The sequence below is a fragment of the Pontibacter ramchanderi genome, from assembly GCF_002846395.1.
In the GTDB taxonomy this organism is placed as follows: Bacteria; Bacteroidota; Bacteroidia; order Cytophagales; family Hymenobacteraceae; genus Pontibacter; species Pontibacter ramchanderi.
Genome location: NZ_PJMU01000001.1, coordinates 802,123 through 823,103 on the forward strand (window position 1 = coordinate 802,123; position 20,981 = coordinate 823,103).

17 protein-coding genes are annotated in these 20,981 nt (G+C 49.6%); 9 read left to right on the top strand and 8 right to left on the bottom strand.

Going from position 1 to position 20,981, the window contains the following annotated elements:
- Positions 1 to 108: 108 nt before the first annotated feature.
- Positions 109 to 1,893 carry a translation elongation factor 4 gene (gene lepA, locus BD749_RS03400; RefSeq protein ID WP_101442957.1) on the bottom strand — a complete coding sequence of 595 codons (1,785 nt, stop codon included), beginning with the start codon at positions 1,891 to 1,893 and terminating at the stop codon, positions 109 to 111.
- 188 nt (positions 1,894 to 2,081) lie between these two features.
- Between lepA and BD749_RS03405 the strand changes: the two genes are divergently transcribed.
- From BD749_RS03405 to BD749_RS19305, 3 genes are all read left to right on the top strand, one after another.
- Positions 2,082 to 2,783, top strand: coding sequence for a LuxR C-terminal-related transcriptional regulator (locus BD749_RS03405; protein ID WP_101442958.1), 702 nt, complete (start codon positions 2,082 to 2,084; stop codon positions 2,781 to 2,783).
- Positions 2,784 to 2,941: 158 nt separating this feature from the next.
- Positions 2,942 to 6,328 carry a methylmalonyl-CoA mutase family protein gene (locus BD749_RS03410; protein ID WP_101442959.1) on the top strand — a complete coding sequence of 1,129 codons (3,387 nt, stop codon included), beginning with the start codon at positions 2,942 to 2,944 and terminating at the stop codon, positions 6,326 to 6,328.
- 155 nt (positions 6,329 to 6,483) lie between these two features.
- Positions 6,484 to 6,639, top strand: a complete 156-nt coding sequence (locus BD749_RS19305; RefSeq protein WP_180336301.1) for a hypothetical protein — start codon at positions 6,484 to 6,486, stop codon at positions 6,637 to 6,639.
- Positions 6,640 to 6,732: 93 nt separating this feature from the next.
- On the opposite strand, the gene rnk is transcribed toward BD749_RS19305, so the two are convergent.
- Together rnk and BD749_RS03420 are read right to left on the bottom strand one after the other, a co-directional pair.
- On the bottom strand, positions 6,733 to 7,143 hold the full coding sequence (gene rnk / locus BD749_RS03415) for a nucleoside diphosphate kinase regulator (RefSeq protein ID WP_101442960.1): 411 nt from the start codon (positions 7,141 to 7,143) through the stop codon (positions 6,733 to 6,735).
- Between the two features lies 1 nt (position 7,144).
- Positions 7,145 to 8,701 carry an FMN-binding glutamate synthase family protein gene (locus BD749_RS03420; RefSeq protein ID WP_245868669.1) on the bottom strand — a complete coding sequence of 519 codons (1,557 nt, stop codon included), beginning with the start codon at positions 8,699 to 8,701 and terminating at the stop codon, positions 7,145 to 7,147.
- A 745-nt stretch (positions 8,702 to 9,446) separates the two neighbouring features.
- Here BD749_RS03420 and BD749_RS03425 point away from each other — a divergent pair.
- Positions 9,447 to 10,046 (top strand): FKBP-type peptidyl-prolyl cis-trans isomerase, encoded by a 600-nt coding sequence (locus BD749_RS03425; protein ID WP_101442961.1) that lies wholly within the window; start codon positions 9,447 to 9,449, stop codon positions 10,044 to 10,046.
- An 81-nt stretch (positions 10,047 to 10,127) separates the two neighbouring features.
- On the opposite strand, the gene BD749_RS03430 is transcribed toward BD749_RS03425, so the two are convergent.
- Entirely contained in the window at positions 10,128 to 10,619 is a 492-nt protein-coding gene (locus tag BD749_RS03430) for a hypothetical protein (RefSeq protein ID WP_101442962.1), read from the bottom strand.
- A gap of 317 nt (positions 10,620 to 10,936) precedes the next feature.
- On the opposite strand from BD749_RS03430, the gene BD749_RS03435 reads away from it, so the two are divergent.
- On the top strand, positions 10,937 to 12,361 hold the full coding sequence (locus tag BD749_RS03435) for a Glu/Leu/Phe/Val family dehydrogenase (protein WP_101442963.1): 1,425 nt from the start codon (positions 10,937 to 10,939) through the stop codon (positions 12,359 to 12,361).
- Between the two features lie 28 nt (positions 12,362 to 12,389).
- On the opposite strand, the gene BD749_RS03440 is transcribed toward BD749_RS03435, so the two are convergent.
- The 3 genes from BD749_RS03440 to BD749_RS03450 form a co-directional block, all read right to left on the bottom strand.
- On the bottom strand, positions 12,390 to 12,833 hold the full coding sequence (locus BD749_RS03440) for a hypothetical protein (RefSeq protein WP_101442964.1): 444 nt from the start codon (positions 12,831 to 12,833) through the stop codon (positions 12,390 to 12,392).
- Between the two features lie 354 nt (positions 12,834 to 13,187).
- Positions 13,188 to 14,990, bottom strand: a complete 1,803-nt coding sequence (locus tag BD749_RS03445) for a M61 family metallopeptidase (protein WP_101442965.1) — start codon at positions 14,988 to 14,990, stop codon at positions 13,188 to 13,190.
- An 86-nt stretch (positions 14,991 to 15,076) separates the two neighbouring features.
- Positions 15,077 to 15,490: a hypothetical protein gene (locus tag BD749_RS03450; RefSeq protein WP_101442966.1), complete on the bottom strand. Its 414-nt coding sequence runs from the start codon at positions 15,488 to 15,490 to the stop codon at positions 15,077 to 15,079.
- 257 nt (positions 15,491 to 15,747) lie between these two features.
- Between BD749_RS03450 and BD749_RS03455 the strand changes: the two genes are divergently transcribed.
- The 3 genes from BD749_RS03455 to BD749_RS03465 all read left to right on the top strand — a co-directional run bounded on the left by BD749_RS03455 (position 15,748) and on the right by BD749_RS03465 (position 17,903).
- Complete coding sequence (locus BD749_RS03455) at positions 15,748 to 16,356, top strand: C40 family peptidase (protein ID WP_101442967.1); 609 nt, start codon at positions 15,748 to 15,750, stop codon at positions 16,354 to 16,356.
- A 99-nt stretch (positions 16,357 to 16,455) separates the two neighbouring features.
- Positions 16,456 to 16,830, top strand: coding sequence for a hypothetical protein (locus BD749_RS03460; RefSeq protein ID WP_245868671.1), 375 nt, complete (start codon positions 16,456 to 16,458; stop codon positions 16,828 to 16,830).
- A gap of 641 nt (positions 16,831 to 17,471) precedes the next feature.
- On the top strand, positions 17,472 to 17,903 hold the full coding sequence (locus tag BD749_RS03465) for a DUF2147 domain-containing protein (protein ID WP_245868673.1): 432 nt from the start codon (positions 17,472 to 17,474) through the stop codon (positions 17,901 to 17,903).
- A gap of 122 nt (positions 17,904 to 18,025) precedes the next feature.
- Here BD749_RS03465 and BD749_RS03470 read toward each other — a convergent pair whose 3' ends face one another.
- Positions 18,026 to 18,493 (bottom strand): hypothetical protein, encoded by a 468-nt coding sequence (locus tag BD749_RS03470; RefSeq protein WP_101442969.1) that lies wholly within the window; start codon positions 18,491 to 18,493, stop codon positions 18,026 to 18,028.
- 297 nt (positions 18,494 to 18,790) lie between these two features.
- On the opposite strand from BD749_RS03470, the gene BD749_RS03475 reads away from it, so the two are divergent.
- Positions 18,791 to 20,980, top strand: coding sequence for a gliding motility-associated C-terminal domain-containing protein (locus BD749_RS03475; RefSeq protein WP_101442970.1), 2,190 nt, complete (start codon positions 18,791 to 18,793; stop codon positions 20,978 to 20,980).
- Position 20,981: the final 1 nt, after the last annotated feature.

Below are 20,981 nucleotides of genomic sequence, written 5' to 3' on the forward strand. Positions count from 1 at the left end.
AGACTTTGTGACAATAGATAAAGAAAACCATCTACACTTGGCCTCGGTAGTCAAAAGCATAAAAGCGACAAGCCCCGGCGCGCAGGGGCACGTCGGGGCTTGGTTGTATTAGTCGAGTTTAAGCACGGCTAAGAAGGCTTCTTGCGGGATTTCCACGTTGCCAACCTGGCGCATGCGTTTCTTACCTTTCTTTTGTTTCTCGAGGAGCTTGCGCTTACGCGAAATGTCACCGCCGTAGCACTTGGCCAATACGTTCTTGCGCAGGGCCTTCACTGTTTCGCGGGCGATGATCTTCTGCCCAATGGCTGCCTGAATGGCGATCTCGAACATCTGGCGCGGAAGCAGCTCGCGGAGCTTTTCGCACAGGCGCTTGCCCCACTCGTAGGCTTTTTCGCGGTGCACAATAGCGCTCAGGGCATCCACTTTCTCGCCGTTCAGCATCACGTCCAGCTTCACCATGTTCGACTGACGGAAACCGATCAGCTCGTAGTCAAGCGAGGCGTAGCCTCTGGAAATAGTCTTTAGTTTATCAAAAAAGTCGAACACGATCTCGGCCAGTGGCATTTCAAAAGAAAGCTCCACACGGTCGCTGGTCAGGTAGGTCTGGTTCTTCAGAATACCGCGCTTCTCCATACACAGCGTAATGATCGGCCCTACATATTCAGCTTTTGAAATGATCTGCGCTTTGATGAAGGGCTCCTCGATGTGGTCGATATAGTTCGGCTCCGGCATTTCGGAAGGAGCGTTCACCTTCACCATTTCGTTTTTGGTGGTGTAGGCATGGAACTGCACCGACGGCACCGTGGTGATCACCGTCATGTCGAACTCACGCTCCAGACGCTCCTGCACAATTTCCATGTGCAGCATACCCAGGAAACCGCAACGGAAACCAAATCCAAGAGCAGCTGAGGTTTCCGGTTCCCACACCAGCGAGGCGTCGTTCAGCTGCAGTTTCTCCATAGAGGCCCGCAGTTCTTCGTACTCGCTAGTTTCTACCGGGTAGATACCTGCGAATACCATCGGCTTCACATCTTCGAAGCCCTGTATACCTGTTGCAGGACGGTCCACATGTGTGATGGTATCGCCTACTTTTACTTCTTTCGCGTTTTTTATACCTGAAATCAGGTAACCCACGTTACCGGCAGCCATTTCCTGGCGCGGCTCCTGGTTCAGTTTCAGTACCCCAATCTCGTCGGCCTCGTAGGTTTTGCCCGTGTTAATGAACTTCACCTTCTCCCCTTTCTTCAGGGTGCCATTGTAAATACGAAAATATACTTCAATGCCTCTGTAGGAGTTAAACACTGAGTCAAAGATCAATGCCTGAAGCGGTGCAGCCGGGTCGCCTTTGGGGGCCGGTATGCGATCGCAAATGGCATTCAGAATCTCCTCTATACCGATGCCGGACTTGCCGGAAGCATGGATGATGTCTTCTCTGTCGCAGCCGATCAGATCGATGATCTGGTCGCTCACCTCCTCCGGCATGGCGTGCGGAAGGTCAATTTTGTTCAGTACAGGTATAATTTCCAGGTCGGAACCAATGGCCAGGTACAGGTTTGAGATCGTCTGGGCCTCTATACCTTGCGAAGAGTCCACAATCAGCAATGCACCCTCGCAGGCAGCAATGGAGCGGGACACTTCATAGGAAAAGTCAACGTGGCCCGGCGTGTCGATCAGGTTTAGTATATAGTCTTCTCCTTTGTAGCGGTAGTTCATCTGGATGGCGTGGCTCTTGATGGTAATGCCGCGCTCACGCTCCAGATCCATGTTGTCGAGCAACTGGTTTTGCATTTCACGCTCCGCCACCGTCGAGGTAAACTCCAGCAGGCGGTCGGCCAGGGTGCTTTTACCGTGGTCGATGTGAGCGATGATGCAGAAATTGCGAATGTTCTTCATAAATAGTTATTACGAAAAACAAAGTTAAGAAGAAAGTGGGTTTGTTGCTGTATTTCGGCTAAAATGATTTTTATATCAACGGTTTTGCTCTTCAACCATACCTAAATTAAGGTATAGCGGGCGTAAAATTTTCTACAGGATTTTTATTATTTTAGCCTCTTATCTCATAACCGCACAACCTCTATATTATGCCTGAACAGTCCTCTGAAACTGACAAGATTGCCGCCTTGGAAAGCGAGATCCGGAATCTGCGTGAAAAATGTGCTTTCCTGGAAAAGGTGGTGCACGAGGTGCCGGCCAATATTTACATCTCCAACCTGCAGGAAGGGGTGATCTGGTGTAACCGGACCAACGAAGAAACCCTCGGCTATACCTTGGAGGAGATCAATGAAATGGGCGGCATGGCTTACCTGCAGGCCATTGTGCACCCCGACGACCTGCATATACCGGAAGACAGCATTACCCATTACCAGCACTTTGATGGCGCTGAGTTCGGTGGCCTGTTCCGGGCAAAACACAAGCATGAGAGCCAGTATAAATGGTTTCTGGGTTGGGCCAAGGCCTTTAACAAAAGCCCGAAGGGAGAGGTGAAGGAAATTATATGCGTCGACGTGGATATGAGTCCGCGCATGAACACAGAAGAGCAACTGACACAGGCGCTGCGCGAGAACCTGAAGCAGAAGAACAGGATTTTGTTGAGAAGCCTGCGAAAACGCGAAATCGAGATTCTGGAACTGATCTGCAAAGGCTGTAGCACCAGGGAAATCGCCGAGCGGCTCTTCATCAGCCCGAACACAGTGAGCACGCACCGCAAAAGCATACAGCGCAAACTGGGTACCAGCAACGTGGCCGACCTCGTATCACTCGGGAAAGAGGCAGGCATAGGGTAAGATGTTTGAACGAAATTAGGTATAGCCCGATGTTTCGCAGCATTGGGCTATGTTTTTTGAAGCTGCTGTGCCAAAGGCCAGGTACCGCCTGCGCTGTCAATCCTGCGTAAAATTGACTATATTCGCATCAAATTTGAAAAAATCCTTGTTAGTAAAATATGCAAGTTACTAAAGTAGAGCCATATAAGCCCGTCAACCACATCCGTATCGTGACGGCAGCCTCGCTGTTCGACGGGCACGATGCTTCCATTAACATCATGCGCCGCATCATTCAGGCCTCCGGAGCCGAAGTGATTCACCTGGGCCACAACCGCTCGGTGCAGGAAATTGTGGATTGTGCTGTGCAGGAAGATGCGCAGGCCATTGCCATTACCTCCTACCAGGGTGGTCACCTGGAGTATTTCAAATACATGTACGACCTGCTGAACGAGCGCGGCTGCGGCCATATCCGCATCTTTGGTGGCGGTGGCGGTGTGATCCTGCCTACCGAAATCGAGGAGCTGCACGAATACGGTGTTGCCCGCATCTACTCACCGGACGACGGACGTGCTATGGGCTTGCAAGGTATGATCAACGACATGCTGGAAAAATGCGATTTCCCGACAGGCAAAGACCTGAACGGTGAAGCCAAGCATTTAAGAGACAAGGATCCGAAAGCAATTGCCCGCCTGATCTCTGCCGCTGAAAACTTCCCGGAAGAGGCTCGCGGCATCCTGAACGAGGTAAGAGAGCAGGCCAAAGAAGTAAAAACCCCGGTGCTGGGTATAACCGGTACAGGTGGAGCCGGTAAATCGTCGCTGGTAGACGAGCTGGTACGCCGCTTTTTGCTGGACTTCCCGACTAAGAAGATCGCCATTATTTCCGTAGACCCATCGAAGCGCAAAACCGGTGGTGCCTTGTTAGGTGACCGTATCCGCATGAATTCGATCTCGAATGAGCGGGTATACATGCGCTCTTTGGCCACACGCCAAAGCAACCTCGCCCTGAGCAAGTATGTGCAGGACGCGGTGGACATTGTAAAGGCTGCTGACTTTGACATGATCATCCTCGAGACCTCCGGCATAGGCCAGTCTGACACCGAGATCATTGAGCACTCGGACATGAGCCTGTATGTGATGACGCCGGAATACGGAGCCGCTACGCAGCTCGAGAAGATCGACATGCTCGACTTTGCCGACGTGATCGCCCTGAACAAATTCGACAAACGCGGTGCCCTCGACGCCCTGCGGGATGTGAAAAAGCAATACAAGCGCAACCACCAGTTGTGGGATGTGAGCGATGAGGAAATTCCGGTATTCGGCACGATCGCGTCGCAGTTTAACGACCCCGGCATGAACCAGCTTTACCGTGCGGTGATGGCGAAGCTATCGGAGAAAACAGGTATAGCATTCGACTCCAACCTGCAGACTTCGAAAGAAATGTCGGAGAAGGTATACATCATCCCTCCTGCCCGAACCCGTTACCTGTCTGAGATTTCCGAAACAATCCGCAACTACGACAAGTGGACGAAAGACCAGGCGGAAGTTGCACAGAAACTCTACGGCATCAAGAAGTCGATTGAGGCTGTGCAAGGGATTGAGGTGGAAGACAAAGACCGTCTGGTAAAGCAGCTTGAGCAGGCTTATGCCGAGGTAGAGCTGAGCCTGGACGGACAGAACAAAAAGATCCTGGAGAATTGGAAAGAGAAAGTTCAGGCTTACAAGAATGAGTTCTACGTGTTTAAGGTGCGCGACAAGGAGCTGAAAATTAAGACGCATACCGAGTCACTATCACACCTGCAAATTCCAAAGGTTTCTACGCCACGTTATGAAGCGTGGGGCGATTTGCTGAAATGGAACTTGCAGGAAAACGTGCCGGGCGAGTTCCCTTACACAGCGGGTGTGTTCCCGTTCAAGCGCGAAGGCGAAGACCCTACTCGTATGTTTGCGGGCGAGGGCGGACCGGAGCGCACCAACCGTCGCTTCCACTACGTGAGCTTAGGTATGCCAGCCAAGCGTCTGTCCACGGCCTTCGACTCGGTGACGCTGTACGGCGAAGACCCGGATTTTCGTCCGGACATTTACGGCAAGATTGGTAACTCCGGTGTGAGCATTTGCTGCCTGGACGATGCCAAGAAACTATACTCCGGCTTTAACCTGGCTGACCCGATGACGTCGGTTTCGATGACCATCAACGGTCCGGCGGCCATCCTGACCGGCTTCTTCATGAATGCCGCCATCGATCAGCAGTGCGAACTGTATATTAAGGAGCAAGGTCTGGAAGAGGAAATCAACCAGAAAATTGACGCTATTTACAAAGAGAAAGGTATAGCACGCCCGCAGTACCAAGGCGAATTGCCGCAGGGCAACGATGGCCTGGGCCTGATGCTGCTCGGCGTAACCGGCGACCAGGTGCTGCCGGCCGAGGTATACGAGCCGATCAAAACCCGCACGCTGGCAGCTGTGCGCGGCACGGTGCAGGCCGATATCCTGAAAGAAGACCAGGCGCAGAACACCTGTATCTTCTCGACGGAGTTTTCCCTGCGCCTCATGGGCGACGTGCAGGCTTACTTCATCGACAAGAACGTGCGCAACTTCTACTCGGTGTCCATTTCCGGCTACCACATTGCGGAGGCCGGAGCCAACCCGATCTCGCAGCTGGCCTTTACACTGGCCAATGGTTTTACTTTTGTTGAGTACTATGTGAGCCGCGGTATGGATATCAACAAGTTTGCTCCGAACCTGAGTTTCTTCTTCTCCAACGGCATCGATCCGGAGTATGCGGTGATCGGCCGTGTGGCTCGCCGTATCTGGGCGAAGGCAATGAAGCACAAGTATAACGCAGATGCCCGTTCGCAGATGCTGAAGTACCACATCCAAACGTCCGGCCGTTCGCTGCACGCCCAGGAAATTGACTTCAACGACATCCGCACGACGCTGCAGGCCCTGTACGCGATCTACGACAACTGTAACTCACTGCACACAAACGCTTACGACGAGGCCATCACAACACCGACAGAGGCTTCTGTTCGTCGCGCCATGGCAATTCAGCTGATCATCAACCGGGAGTTGGGTCTGGCCAAAAACGAGAACCCGCTGCAAGGCTCTTTCATCATCGAAGAGCTGACGGACCTGGTGGAAGAGGCTGTACTAGCTGAGTTCGACCGCATCACGGAGCGTGGCGGTGTGCTGGGTGCGATGGAGACGATGTACCAGCGCGGCAAAATACAGGAGGAAAGCCTGTACTATGAAACGCTGAAGCACACCGGCGAGTACCCGATCATCGGCGTAAACACGTTCCTGTCGTCGCAGGGCTCTCCTACTGTTATTCCGCAGGAGGTTATTCGTGCAACGGAGGAAGAGAAGCAGTACCAGATCTCGATGCTGCAGGGACTTCACGAGCGTAACGCTAATAAGTCTGCCGAAATGCTGAAACGCATCCAGCAGGTGGCGATCAACAACGGGAACATCTTCGAAGAGATGATGGAAACCGTGAAGTATTGCTCACTAGGTCAGATCACCAACGCCTTGTTTGAAGTTGGCGGTCAGTACCGCAGAAATATGTAACCCCCAACATACTATAGCAACACTACATGTCGTTATTAGAGTCAAAGGCCGGGACCAAAGTCCGGCCTTTTTCTATTATACCCTGCTGTTGGTCAGCTACTTGAAAACATTAAGCTGCTTAGTAAGGTATAAATCATCAATAAATTTCAGCAACTATGAAAACTAAAAAGAAAGAGGATTTCCCTTTTGTACTTGTTGGATCTGCTTTGCTCTTTCTGGGTCTTGCAGCTTACGTATACCTGAGCACCAGAATAGAAGAAGAGGATATCGATTTTGACCTGTGGGACGAAAATGTCAGCGACTACGCCTGAACCTCCTCCTAAGATAATCGCCAAACACAAAGCCCGTTCGCTATACCTGAGTGTAGGTATAGCGAACGGGCTTTTGCGTTGAAAAACCTATTATTAAAGCGCGAAGTTGCCGGATGCCTCCGGTTGGAAAGTTACTTTCTCTATCTTGTAATTGATGGTGCCGGATGGTACGGGCCATTCCACCTCGTCCCCTTCTCTGCAGCCAATGATGGCCGTGCCTACGGGGGCCAGAATCGAAATCCTGCGCGCATTGACATCGGCATCCTTTGGGTAAACCAGCGTTATCTCCATTTCCTTACCGCTCTTCATATCGCGCAGCAGTACGCTGGAGTTCATGGTAACTACCTCGGCGGGGATCTCTTCTGAAGCGACTCTTTTTGCCCGCTTCAGCTCCTCACCCAGTTTAGCAATGTTTGACTGCATGCCTGGCCCTTGCCTTTGCTGCTGCACCAGTTCAATGAGCCGTTTATAATCCTGCTCCGTCAGATAGATCACATTTTCCATATCAGTTAAGTACGTAATTTTTGCTGATAGGACTGGGTGAAGCCTTTCTTGGAAAGTAAATGTCCCGGAAACTCTTCGTTTGCCCCTGCTCCACGCGTCTGAAAATCTTGTCTGGTGTAATGTCATCAAGCGAGCCAAAGCCGCAGGCTTCCATCACTTCTATGGTCGATTTGATGGTGTTGCCGTGAAAGTTCGCCACGCGCACGCGCTTGTCTGCTACATCCAGCCCCTGATACAAGTTTTTGTCCTGGGTGGCTATACCTACCGGGCAACGGCCCGAGTCGCATTGCAGGGCTTGGATACAACCCAACGCGAACATCATTCCACGCGCGCTGTAGCATATGTCGGCACCCAACGAGATGGCTTTGATGATGTCCACACCCGTGATGATCTTCCCTGCCGCAATCAACTTAATCTCGTCGCGCAGTCCGTACTGCTCCAGCATGTGCTGCACATAAGCCAGCGCATCGTAAAGCGGCATACCCAAACTATCGGTAAATTCCAATGGCGCAGCGCCGGTACCGCCTTCAGCCCCATCGATCGTAATGAAGTCCGGGTAGATGCGGTTGTGCTTCATTTCCTTGCACAGCAGCTCAAACTCCTGCTTATTGCCAACACAAAGCTTTATACCGATCGGCTTGCCCTCTGACAATACGCGCAGTTTCTCAATAAAGAGCAGCATCGTGAACTGGTCATTGAAGGCCGAGTGCGCTGGCGGAGAGGCCACGGTGGTATAAGGCTCCACTTTGCGGATGGCCGCAATCTCTGGCGTGTTCTTGGCTGCTGGCAGTATGCCACCGTGCCCCGGCTTGGCACCCTGCGACAACTTAATCTCCACCATTTTGATATGCGGATGCGCCACTTGCTCTTTGAACAGGTATTCCGAGAAGTTTCCGTTCTTGTCACGGCAGCCAAAGTAGCCTGTGCCAATTTGCCAGATCAAATCACCGCCGCCCTGAACGTGGAAGGGGCTCACACCGCCCTCACCGGTGTTGTGCGCAAAGCCACCCAGTTTAGCACCTGCGCTAAGGGCAGTAACAGCAGTTTTGCTCAGGGAGCCGTAGCTCATGGCCGAAATATTATAGATGGAGGCACTGTACGGCTGCTTGCAGCGGCTGCCTCCTACGGTTACACGCAAATCCTTGGTTTGCACATGGGCAGGGAACATGGTATGCGCGATCCACTCAAAACCGGCCTCCTGGCTGTTGGTCTGCATACCAAAAGGCACCGTTTCGCGCACGTTTTTAGCACGCTGGTACACAATTGAGCGCTGGCGGCGGCTAAAGGGCTTGCCATCCAGGTCGGACTCGAAGAAGTATTGACGGAGTTCGGGTCGAATACTCTCGAAAAAATAACGCAGGTAGCCTACAAGCGGGTAGTTGCGCAGTATAGAATGTTTGCCCTGCCGGATGTTGCGCAGGTAAAGTAGGTGGAGCGGCACAATTGCTACCAATAGCCAGAGGTACTGTCGCTCAAACACCGATAAAAACAAGGTAACCAGATAAGCTGATAAAAAGGCATATCCCATGGATCGCCTCACACTGACCTTACTTGCCATGATGAAAAATCAATGAAAATAAATTAGATAAGTAAAATTTAAAAACCGGAGATCAAGGTTAGCCGGTTCTGCTTGTGGGGTGCCAGAGCTGCGAGCTCCGGCTTACTTGTTAAAGGCCTTCGGAGAGGAAAAAAAGTTAAGGCAATAGCCATTCAGTCCATCACACATTACCACATGATGGGAAGCCGCTACAAGCCCTGCAGCAGGTGTAGCAAGCCTAAATGAAATGTATTTGCCTGTTGGCCTCATAATCTTTCAGATTAATGGTGCAAAGTTAGTAGAAAGAAAAGGAGAAAACACAAAAAACGACCACTAATAATTATAAATAGCCCTTTAAACTCCTTTTCACAGCACAGAGAGTGCCAACTTTCGTATTTCTAACTAAAATACAATAAATGAAGTAGCCATCACTACAACCTTAATCCCTATATAGCGTTAAGAAGCTTAAGTTTAACTCTTCAGGCTAATAATCATGATGCGCTTTACGACTATATCCTCTCTCCTGCTTATTGGTACTACATTTGGCTATTTTATGAAAGGCTGGATGTCGCCTGAGCAACTGCAAATGGACCTCCACGAAGAAGACATACATCTGTATCTCTAAACTTGCGACTGTTATACCGGTAATTTATAAAGCAGGTTTCTGACCTGCTTTTTTTCTATTCATACCTCCTCCTTAGGTTAATCGCTGCCGAGGCAGTACCTTTACAGAACTTAAATTCATCTATCACCAACACAAGTATACATGACATTACAGGAAAAAATAAGCTACATCATTGGCCGAGACATGGCCTCTAACCTCAAAAAACAAGGTATCGACATCGAAGCAGAGTCTTTCCTGAAAGGTTTAAAAGAAGTTATCGCTGGCAAACCGTCTGAATTGTCGGAGCAGGAAGTTCAGATGGCCATGATGGCCCTGCAGCAGGAAATGCAGCAGAAACAAGGTGCCAAAGGCGGTGAGAACCAAAAAGCTGGCGAGGCTTTCCTGGCTGAAAACAAAAACAAAGAAGGCATTAAGACATTGCCAAGCGGCTTGCAATACCAGGTGCTGCAGGAAGGCACTGGAAAGTCGCCGAAGGCTTCAGACAAAGTAACTACGCACTACCATGGCACTTTGATCGACGGTACGGTATTCGACTCGAGCTACGAGCGCGGCCAACCGGCCACTTTCCCGGTGAACGGAGTAATCGCGGGCTGGACTGAAGCACTGCAACTGATGAAAGAAGGCGCTAAATGGAGACTGTTCATCCCTTCTAACCTGGCCTATGGATCTCAGGGCGCAGGTGACGTGATCGGGCCGAACACTACCCTGATTTTTGATGTGGAGCTGATCTCAGTTCACTAAGTAATACCTGTATAAATAGCAAGAGGTCCGGCCACGTGGTGAACACGCCAGGCCGGACCTCTTTTTTTATTGGCGTCGAGCCTAGGCTATCTTCAGGTCGGTTTCAGCCATTTCGCGCAGCCATCGGCGGCTTTCCTCCTGGTACAGGAAGTGATGGATAATCATGAGGTTATCCCCATCAATCAATTCATCACCGTCAATTTCATTTACCAGGCTATTATAGGCAAACACAGGCATCACAATCGCTACGAACACATTTTTATTCACGGCACGCAACACCTCCGGAAAAATATACTTAAACACCCATTGCTGGTCTTCCTTTTCTATGGTGTGCCTGTTTTGCAGATCCATGATCCATTTCTGTGGCTTATAAGTGAAGACCATGTTCATGATGTGCGCGTAGCCCTGGCGCAACTCACTCGAGCTTACTTCTCCATCCCATTTAATATAGAGAGTTTGCTCTTCGTGAATATACTTAAGAGAAAGCTGCTCGTGCAACACACTCCGGTGCCTGTCTTTTACCGAGAAATGTTTGCCCAATACACTGGCACCCATTGAAATATCTGTAAACATGGTTTTAGCAAATTAGGAATTACGAGGCCAACAAAATATCAAAGAAGTAAGAAATTATTAAACAGAAAGGCGACATTTTTATTTAAATCATAAACAAAGATGTAATATTTATATATTAATAACAAAAAATAATCAAATATTTTATTGGTTTCATATACTTAATTTATCTAACTGTCTTACTGACAACTTGCTAGCGTGTTGAATCATAAGCTCAATAACGGACCCTATATCTGAAACAAAAGCCCCTGAGCAAACAAATTAACCCCGCTGACGTTGTAAACTCAATTAATGCATTCACCAAAAAAAGATTTACTCGTATGGCAAACACCGAAAATGAGGGCAAAAAATTTCTGGAAAGCGTGCACCAGTTTTTTGACCACGCAGCCAGTTTCTCTAAGCTTGACCCTGGTATTCTGGCACAGATCAAAACCTGCAACAGTGTTTACAAAGTATCCTTCCCGGTTGAGATAGACGGTCGCGTAGAAGTGGTCGAAGGCATCAGAGTACAGCACAGCCACCATAAACTACCGTCCAAGGGAGGTATCCGCTTTAGTATGCAAGTAGATGAGGATGAGGTGAAGGCACTTGCCACGCTGATGACCTTTAAGTGCGCCGTGGTCGATGTTCCCTTTGGCGGGGCAAAGGGTGGCGTGAAGATCAACCCGCGCACCAGCTCTGTGAAGACACTCGAGAAGGTAACCCGACGGTATGCAGCCGAGTTGATCAAGAAGAACCTGATCGGACCAGGTATGGACGTGCCCGCTCCGGATTACGGAACCGGCAGCCGGGAAATGGCCTGGATCGCCGACACCTACCAGGCGCTTAAATACGGTGAAACCAACGCGCTGGGATGTGTAACCGGCAAGCCTGTTGGCCAGGGAGGTATACGGGGCCGCGCGGAAGCGACTGGTCTGGGCATTTTCTATGGCATTCGCGAAGCCTTGGGCGATACAGAGCTCATGAAAAAAGCAGGTATAGCAGGCAACACCATGGAAGGCAAGCGGATTATTGTGCAAGGCTTGGGCAACGTGGGCTATAACGCAGCGCACTTCTGCCAGCAGGACGGGGCCGTTATCATTGGTATAGCTGAGCGCGAGGGTGGTATCTACAACGCAAACGGCATCGATGTGGCGGAGGCCTTTAAGCATCGTAGCGAGACAGGATCCATTCTGAATTTTGGACAGTGTAAAAACTTCGAGAACTCCGCTGAGCTTCTGGAAGAAGAATGCGATGTATTGCTTCCTGCCGCACTAGAAAACCAGATACACGCCGGCAATGCGGCGCGCATCAAAGCCAAAATAATTGCAGAGGGCGCCAATGGACCCGTAACGCGCGAAGCGGAGAAAATACTGCTCGGAAATGGCATTATTATTATACCTGACCTTTACATCAATGCGGGTGGTGTAACGGTGTCATACTTTGAATGGCTCAAAAATCTTTCAAACGTGCGTTTTGGGCGAATGGGCAAGCGGGCCGAAGAAGCCAGTCACCGCCGACTTGTGAACGCCATTGAGAGTGCCTCGGGCAAGAGCATGACCACGCACGAGCGCAACCTGCTTATACAGGGCTCCGACGAAATCAGCCTGGTACGATCCGGTTTAGAGGACACTATGATCAACGCCTATCATGAGATCAGGGGTGTGATGAACAGAAAGAATATTGAGGATATGCGAACATCTGCCTTCCTTTCGGCTATCGAAAAAATAGGAGTTAGCTACGAGGCACTGGGCATTTTCCCTTGATCCGTTGCTTTGTTAACTAAACCAGAGGTCAGGATTTAGCTAAAATGGCGAGGTCCTGACCTTTTTGCATGTACTGAAGCCAGTCCATGGCCTCTTCCTTGTCTGTGAAATAGTTGAAATGAATGAATTCGTGGAGGGGAAGCCGGTGGGTAGCCATGTAGTTATTCACAAGCGCATTGAAATGGCCCTCTGAGAAAATAACCGCAGCGTAAATGTCCTGTCCAATGGTTTCGGCTACCTGAGGGTAATACTCACGGCTCAACCAGGCCTCCTGATCTGTATCAAATGGCCCGATGCGTGAAATGTCCGTGCTGTAATACCGAATTTTGGGATTGGTCTTTACGAATTGCAGCGCCTGCCAGTAAAGATTCCTGAACTGCTCGGTACTAGGCTTCAATTTCCAGCCAATGCACAGCACACCCACTTCCTTTAAATAATTAACGAAAGCATAAGACGAATCACATATGACCATAAGGTAAACCGCTTGGTTTCTGGTGTATATATTCGAAATATAATATTCTTTTCAATTGCCTGCAAACACTGTCCTGAAAAAATCACAAAATCAGTACAATTCGCATTTTGCACCAAAACTACCGCGACACCAACAAAGGATTCAAGTAAGGCATTCCGCTAAACTACCCGAACATGGAAGTGTTGTTACCAATGGAGCATGGATCGAAGATTCATCTTAGCTTTTACCAGCTATCCAGGTTTTAAGGTCAATGGCAGCATATGACAGGTATAGCTGAGGGCTGCCCTGGATAAATAAAAAGGCGACACAGGTATAGTGCGTCGCCTTTCTGAGCTTGTAAGTGTTATAAACAGCTTAGCGCTGCTTCAGCCATGTGTTGTAGATCTTCTTTTGCACAGCCGTTGGGTTTTCCACTAGCTCAAATTTATAGCGTACACTTTTATCTGCCACAATCGGAATCTGTAATTTCAGCAACTTACCGTCGCGTGCAACTGTTACACTCACTTTCTCGCCAATGGAACGGCCACTGATCAAAGGCGCAATGTCACTTTCTACTCTGTAACCGTCAATGGCGATGAGCTCGTCATTCACATTCAGACCTCCCTCCCAGGTGCTGCTGCCACGGGCTACAGTTTTCACGATGGTACGGCCGTTTTCGACTGCCGTGCCAGCCCCCCAATTGAGGTTAAGCACGCCTTCGTTCTGATTGACAAGGCGCAGGCCAGCGGCCTCGAAGTAGCGGCTGTAGTCGGGTGTCTCGGTACCGTGCACATACTTTTGGAAGAAGGAGTCCAGTTTCTGACCGGCAAATCGCTCCAGCCCCTCTTTGAACTCCTGTTCTGTAAAGCCACGGTTGAGTTTGGTATAGTAACGGTCATACATATAACGCATCACATCATCGAGGCTCTTCTCTCCCTTCGTGTTCTTCATGATCTCCATGTTGAGCAAGTGGCCCAGCACGCCACCTTTTGTATAATAAGACACCTCTGCGTTGTTTGAGTTCTCGTTGCGACGGTAGTACTTGATCCAGGCATCGAAGCTGGACTCGGCTACAGTCTGTACCTGGTTGCCCGGTGTGTTCTCAACTGAGTTGATGCTGCCCGCCACCACATCCAGGTAGCGTTGCGCGGTCATAAGCCCGGCCCGCTGGGTGAGCAGGTCATCGTAATAGCTGGTGATGCCCTCCGATACCCAAAGCAGGCGCGTGTAATTCTCTTTGTCATAATCAAAAGGTCCGAGCGGTGCAGGGCGCAGTCGCTTAACATTCCAGAGGTGGAAATATTCGTGCGCTACCAATGCCATAAAGCCACTATAGCCTTGCTCCGTGCCATAATTCCAGCGGCTGGTCTGCAGCGTTGTCGAGTTCAGGTGCTCGAGTCCGCCGCCGCCGCGGTGCAGGTTGTGTACGATGAACACATATCGGTCAACGGGTAGCTTGCCCATCAGGCTGATGCATTCCTCCACTACCTTTTTCATATCCGCCACAAGTCGCGCAGGCTCATAGTTACCTTCGCCGTACATGGCCACTTCGTGGGGTACGCCACCCGCCTCAAAACGCAGCACCTCATGGTTGCCGATCTCCAGCGGGGAGTCAGCCAACACGTCGTAATCCGGGAAGGTATAGGTATAGTTTCCTGTGCTTTTCAGGCCGGTAGAAACAGTTTTCCAGTCCTGGAAGGGTTTTACGGTAAGGGTACCCGATTGCTTTTGATAGCCCTCCGGATACATGAACATGCTGGTGCCATTCACATATCCATGGGAGGCGTCCAGGAAGCTGGTGCGCACGCTCATCTCGTAGGCGTATACCTTGTAGCGCACGCGCACAGCATCTGCTTTGTTGCTGTATACGCGCCACGTGTTTTTGCTAATCTTCTCGTAACGCAGGGCCTTGCCCGTTTTGTCGGTGGCACTGAAGCCTTCCACGTTCTTGGAGAACTCACGCACCAGGTATGAGCCGGGAGCCCATACCGGCATTTTATAATCGATGAAGTTTTGCCGGGCGCCGTTCAATTCAACTTCCACCTCAAAATAGTGGGTATGCGGCTCTGGCATCGACAAGGTATAGCGCAGGTCGGCGGCTATAGCCTGAAGCACTGTGAGGAAAAAGAAACAACAGGAAAAGAGTAGGTATAGGGTAAGTTGCCTAAGGTGAAACATGCGGTTTGGATGGATTAAAAATTAAAAGCAGGCATTTTACGATAAAATGCCTGCTTTTCCAAAACACATGCAGTTAACGAAGCAGCTTAGGCACATTCCGACTGGCGATGATCGAGCCAATCTATAGCATGCTGCAGGTCGCAGAAGGTGTTGATGATGATAAACGAATTATAACTCTTAAGGCCCAGCAGGCCAGACTCCTTGATCATATCATCGTAGCAACGCTCATCCACCACGAGGGCTACATGATTGCCTGTACCCAGGTACATCATGATCTGCGGAAAAATCTGCACTTGCAACCAGGTCTCTTCTTCATCGCTCAGTCTACCTATGTTACGCAGATCGAACAGCCATAATTTGATCTGATGCTCCCGCGCCCTCTCAAGGGCCTTAAGCAGGCCACCCCTAAAATCTTCTGATCGCAGATTGCGGTTGTATCGTAACTCCAGCCGATCCGCCACAAAGCCCACTTCACAGGTTTCTGACTTGTAAAACTCCATTCTATAAAAATTAGATCATGTGCAAAATTATTAATTTTGTAATAATATTTAACATTATTATACCATAAAAATCTTAAGTAAAGCAATTTTTATACGAACGGCTCTATATTTATGCTTAACGGTCGATTTATACCTGTAAAAGTCAACTCGCTTCATTTCAATTTGAAACGACGAGCGCAATGCCTTTTATACCTTAAGAACGGGAAAACTGGCACGATATTTCCATAGTTAGTGTTACTAAACATAAACCTAGCACTATGAAAAAGATATTTGCCCTCATGCTTACCCCTGTTGTCTTGCTCTTCGTTTTCATGACAGCCGGCAACGACCAACCGGATTCTGCATCGATGGAAAATGCACCGGTGCAATTTGCGAGTATGCACTCAGCCAATGAAGCCCCTAAAATGCAGGCTGCCAACACAAACAAGCTTAGCAGAACGGCAGTTGCAGATACAAGATGGGTGAGAGCCAATGACTCTGAAGCAACCGAGTCGCTCATCGCCTATGCATTAACCCTGATGGGAACACCCTACCAGTACGGCGGCACCACCAGCAACGGCTTTGACTGCTCTGGTTTCACGTCACATGTGTTTCAGGAGTTTGGTGTGCCTGTGACGCGCTCTTCTGCCACACAGGCAGCAGATGGAGTATCAGTGGAACGCGATGAAGCCAGACCAGGTGACCTCGTTATTTTTACGGGCACAAATCCACAGGTACGGGAGCCGGGGCATGTTGGCATCGTTATCTCAGAACCTGGCGATACAATTAGCTTTGTGCACTCCTCTTCCAATGGTGGGGTAAAGATCAGTCAGGTGGAAGGGACAGGTTACGAGACCCGTTTTCTGGATATCAGACGTGTGCTCTAAGGTATGAGCAAACATTCATTCCGGTTATTTACGTAAGACACCCTATATAGCCCGGTTGGCATTTGCCGGCCGGGCCAATTTCAGTTAAACGCAATAGACATGGTGCATCCTTACGTAGCGAATACCATCAACGCCCTGGTTCTGATTCTGGCCGGCTTAGCAGCTTATTTCCTATCTCCCTCCAGACCGCTCTTAGCCCTGCTGGCACCCACATTTGGGCTGTTATTACTTGCAACCAATTATCACTTAAAGCGGCACAACCGTTTCGTCTTTCACACTGTTACGGCGCTCACGTTGCTGGCGGGGTTCCTGTTGATTCTGCGCATCAATCCGGATGATTTTGTCTGGGATGGCAGCCATGTGCTTATACTGGTGATGGGTATTAGCTGCTTTTTAGCAGTTTTGTCTTTTGTGGCTTCTTTTCTGAAGGAGCGCAGAATGCGAAATAACGCCATCTACAAAGACGATCTCTAGCGTTTGCGCTAGTACGTACCAGCATTCGATAGGGTGTAAAAAGAAAAACACCTGATGCAGCCCGTCAAGGTACACCAGGTGCTTTATGAATCCTTCAAATCTTAACAAGCGGCGCTCTGTTTTGCAGCAGCACCATCACTCAAGACCAAAGGTAATATTTACTGCGCAAGCAGTAGATACTCACTGCTTACTAAGCCAGCTCACCGTTGAGGTGAACACTATTACCAAGGCTTACTAAGACGACTGATGGATTAGACATAGCACCTCCTTTCTCTTTAGTCCGACATAAACCATGCGCCGCTGCCCGAGGCAGTCATACGCAAAGCCGCAGCACTCGCCGCTTTCACTGAATGTATAAAGTTAAAATAACGCCGATAAGTTCACAAAGTTCTGCACTTATTTTATCAACTTTCTTTTGCAATCCAGCTTTAGTGGCCTCAAAATTGCATGCCCTATACCTAAGTAGCTCTATATAAAGCATGTGCAAAATCAGATTAGCTACACGCTTGCTCATGTTTAGACCGCAAAAATATTTAAGGTATGGGGTCAGCCTAATAGTTCGACCGGATATCTATTTTAGTTGAAAAATGAATTATTTTCCCTATATTTCGTTGCTAATCTTATCAAACATAAACTAAATCATGAAAAAACACCTGCTAACCCTTGTAGCGCTTATGCTCTTTTCCACTGTGGCATGGGCACAAAAACTTTCTCCTGTTGGCATCTGGACCAATGAAGAGGGAAAAGCTCGTTTCGAGATTTACCAGTCAGGCGATAAACTGTATGGTAAGATCGTGCAATTGAAAGAGCCGCTTAGAAATGGAAAACCCAAGTTGGATGAAAACAACCCCGACAAGAAGCTGCGTAACCGACCGCTGCAGGGCCTGGTTTTCATGAAGGACTTTAAACATGACAGTGGCAACAAGTGGGATGATGGCACTATTTACGACCCTGAGAGTGGCAAGACCTATTCCTGCTACATGAAAATGACGGGCAAAGACAAAATGGAAGTGAAAGGTTACATCGGTATTTCTCTGATCGGCAGAACACAAAACTGGACGCGTGTAGAGTAATCCTGATACTGCCTATAAAGCAAAAGAGGTTGGCCCTAAAGCCAACCTCTTTCGTTTTCAACCCTTTACTGCTTTATTAAACTATTTTTTGCGCAAAAGGTTTACTATACGCATGGTTAGTACTAAAATACCTGCAGCACTTTGTAGGTTTTGTCTCTGAAAACAAAGCTCTCACCGCTCGTTTTACCCTCCATGGCCTTGTAAAGCGGCGATAAACCCGAGATGGCATAGAATGACTCCCCGTCCACTTTGATCTCACCCAGGCTGACGCCAATGAAATAGTTTTGGAGCTCTGTCATCACCACGGCTCCAAACGAAACCTCCTTGTTCTCTTTTGTGGAGTTGACTCTTTTCAGCACCCCCATGGTGGTAATCAGCTCGTCGAGCTGCCGCGCATACATGTCGCGCTGTATCTGGCAGGCTTCTCTAAAGGATTCAAATTTGTCTTCTATAGCGCCATGGTGTTCGTTAGCGCTTTCCTGTGCCTCATCCATGGCCTCTTTTGCAGCCTGAATTTGCGTGTTTAACAGCTTGGTTGATTCCTGTAGCAGTTTTTTCTTCAGTTCAAGTTCTTGTGTCAGCGTCATCATGGTATGTACATTATCCGGTAAACGATCAATTTAGGAGGGTGCCAAAATTCCGTGTCTGCTTATAACTCCCGTTATCGTAGATTGTTTTGGCTACGTATAAACAGTAATATTTTTACTCAATATTGCAATATCAAGCTGATTCCCAGATGCCATATAACGGAAAACTTTACCTAATGTTGGATAGATACGACATAAAGTTTCAGACTATATAGCAACGTATCGGTATTTCATGTAACTTATACCCACTACAAGTGCCATACAACAGGAATCCGAAGTAAATCTAAACTGCTGCCTTACATGAAACACGCTTTACTTCTTTTGATTTGTCTCCTGCTGGCTTGCCTGCAGGTCAGGGCCACGCACATTGTCGGGGGTGAGTTAGAGATAGAGCATCGCTCAGGCTATACCTACCGCATCACCATGAACCTCTACTTTGATGACGTGAATGGAACGCCAGGCGCTCGGGATCCTTTCGCCAATATCCGTATTTTCGATAAGCAGACCAACCTTTTTAAGATGGACGTACAGCTGCCGCTCCGCAGCGACACTTTTGTGAACTACACTGACATTGCCTGCACCATCGGGGAGCTGCGGACACGACGCATTGTGTACTCACAGGATGTGATCTTGTCTCCTAACATGTTTAACAACCAGCAGGGCTATTACATGGCTTGGGAGCGCTGCTGCCGCAACCGCACCATCAACAACATCATCATGCCAGATGCCTCTGGACAGGTCTTTTACATGGAGTTTCCGCCGGTTACCCGTAACGGATCCCCTTTTGTTAACTCTTCCCCCCGTCTTTTCCCGCCCCTTAGCGACTATGCCTGCGCCAACGAGCTGTTTTATTACGACTTCAGTGGAACAGATGCCGACGGTGACTCGCTGGTGTACGACATGGTGACACCACTCAATGGCTATGCCTCTGCAGACCCAACCAATGCGGCTCCCATTGCGAGGCCTGCCCCCTACCCCGAAGTACGTTGGCTACCAGGCTACAACCGCGACAACCAGATACAGGGCGCACCTCCCATAATCATTGAGAAGCAGACCGGGCGCTTAACCGTTCGGCCAGATCGTGTTGGCCTTTTTGTGTTTGCGGTGCGCGTGCAGGAGTACCGCAACGGTGTGAAGATCGGGGAAGTGCGTCGCGACTTTCAGTTGCTCGTAAAAGACTGTCCGCGCAACGAAAGCCCCGTGGTACGGGCCAGGGTGAACGGCCAAACCACCAACTACAAACGTGGCGATGTCATCCGGATCAGCCCAACAGACGCACGCTGCCTGAACGTGGAGTTCACCGATCCGGACCCTAACTCCAGCCTGACACTTTATGCTCGCCCCGTGAACTTCAGCAGCGACAGCTATACCTTCAGCGGCACGACAACGGGGGTGGTGAACGGCCCCGGCGGACAGGAAGCACTGAAAGCCAGCGTATGCTTTGATGAATGCTTTGACACGCAAGGGCAGGTCTACAAGCTCAACCTGATCGTGAAAGACAATGGCTGCAGCTTGCCCCGGCAGGATACGCTGCAGGTGAGTTTCGTGATTGACCCGATCCCCAATGAACCGCCCTCCATACAACTTTCAAAGCCAGACCGTTTGTTTACTGTGATGGAAGGCGATGTGATCGACTTCAATGTGCTGGGCTTCGATGCAGACAACGACGAGGTAACCATTTCCGCGAAAGGGCTTAATTTCGACATCAACAGTGTACCGATCTCCTTTCAGAACAGTAGCGGCATCGGACAGGTGCAGTCCCCCTTCAGGTGGCTGATCGATTGCGAAACGCTCCGGCAGGCCTCCTATCAGATCGAGTTTACGGCGACCTCTATGGTTTGCGGAAAAGAATTGACCAGGACAGAGGTGATCGAAGTCAGAACGGACTACCCGAACCAGCCTCCGGTGCTGACAACCGATAAGCAGGTGCTGGTGTTTGAGCTTGATCTGAACGAGCCGTTCGAGGCCAACTTTGCAGGCACAGACCTCGACGGGCACCAGCTGAGTATGCAGGCGCGTGGCCAGAACTTTGACCTGGCCAGTATGGGCATGACCTTTTCTTCAACAGGAGGTACCGGTGCTGCGGCAGGCAAGTTCAATTGGGCAGCAAATTGCGAGGCCTTTCAACAAGGTGTGCTGCGGGTAGATTTCCAGCTTCTGGAGGATGCGTGTGCCCCCTCCCCGATGCAGCAGATCACGATGGAGTTTAAGGTGAAGGTACCCGACTACCGGGATTTTACCCCGCCCAATATTTTTACGCCCAACGCCGATGGCCTGAACGATTATTTCGAAATACCGGGCATGCCGGCAGATGTTTGCACGAGTGCCTTTCAGCACATCCGTATTTACAACCGCTGGGGCAAAGAGGTTTTCTCCAGCACGGCGCACAACTTTAAGTGGGATGGCAAAGACGTAAACGATGGGGTGTATTACTATGTGATCGATTATGGCGCCGACAAATACAGAGGCTCTGTAACCTTGGTGCGCTAGC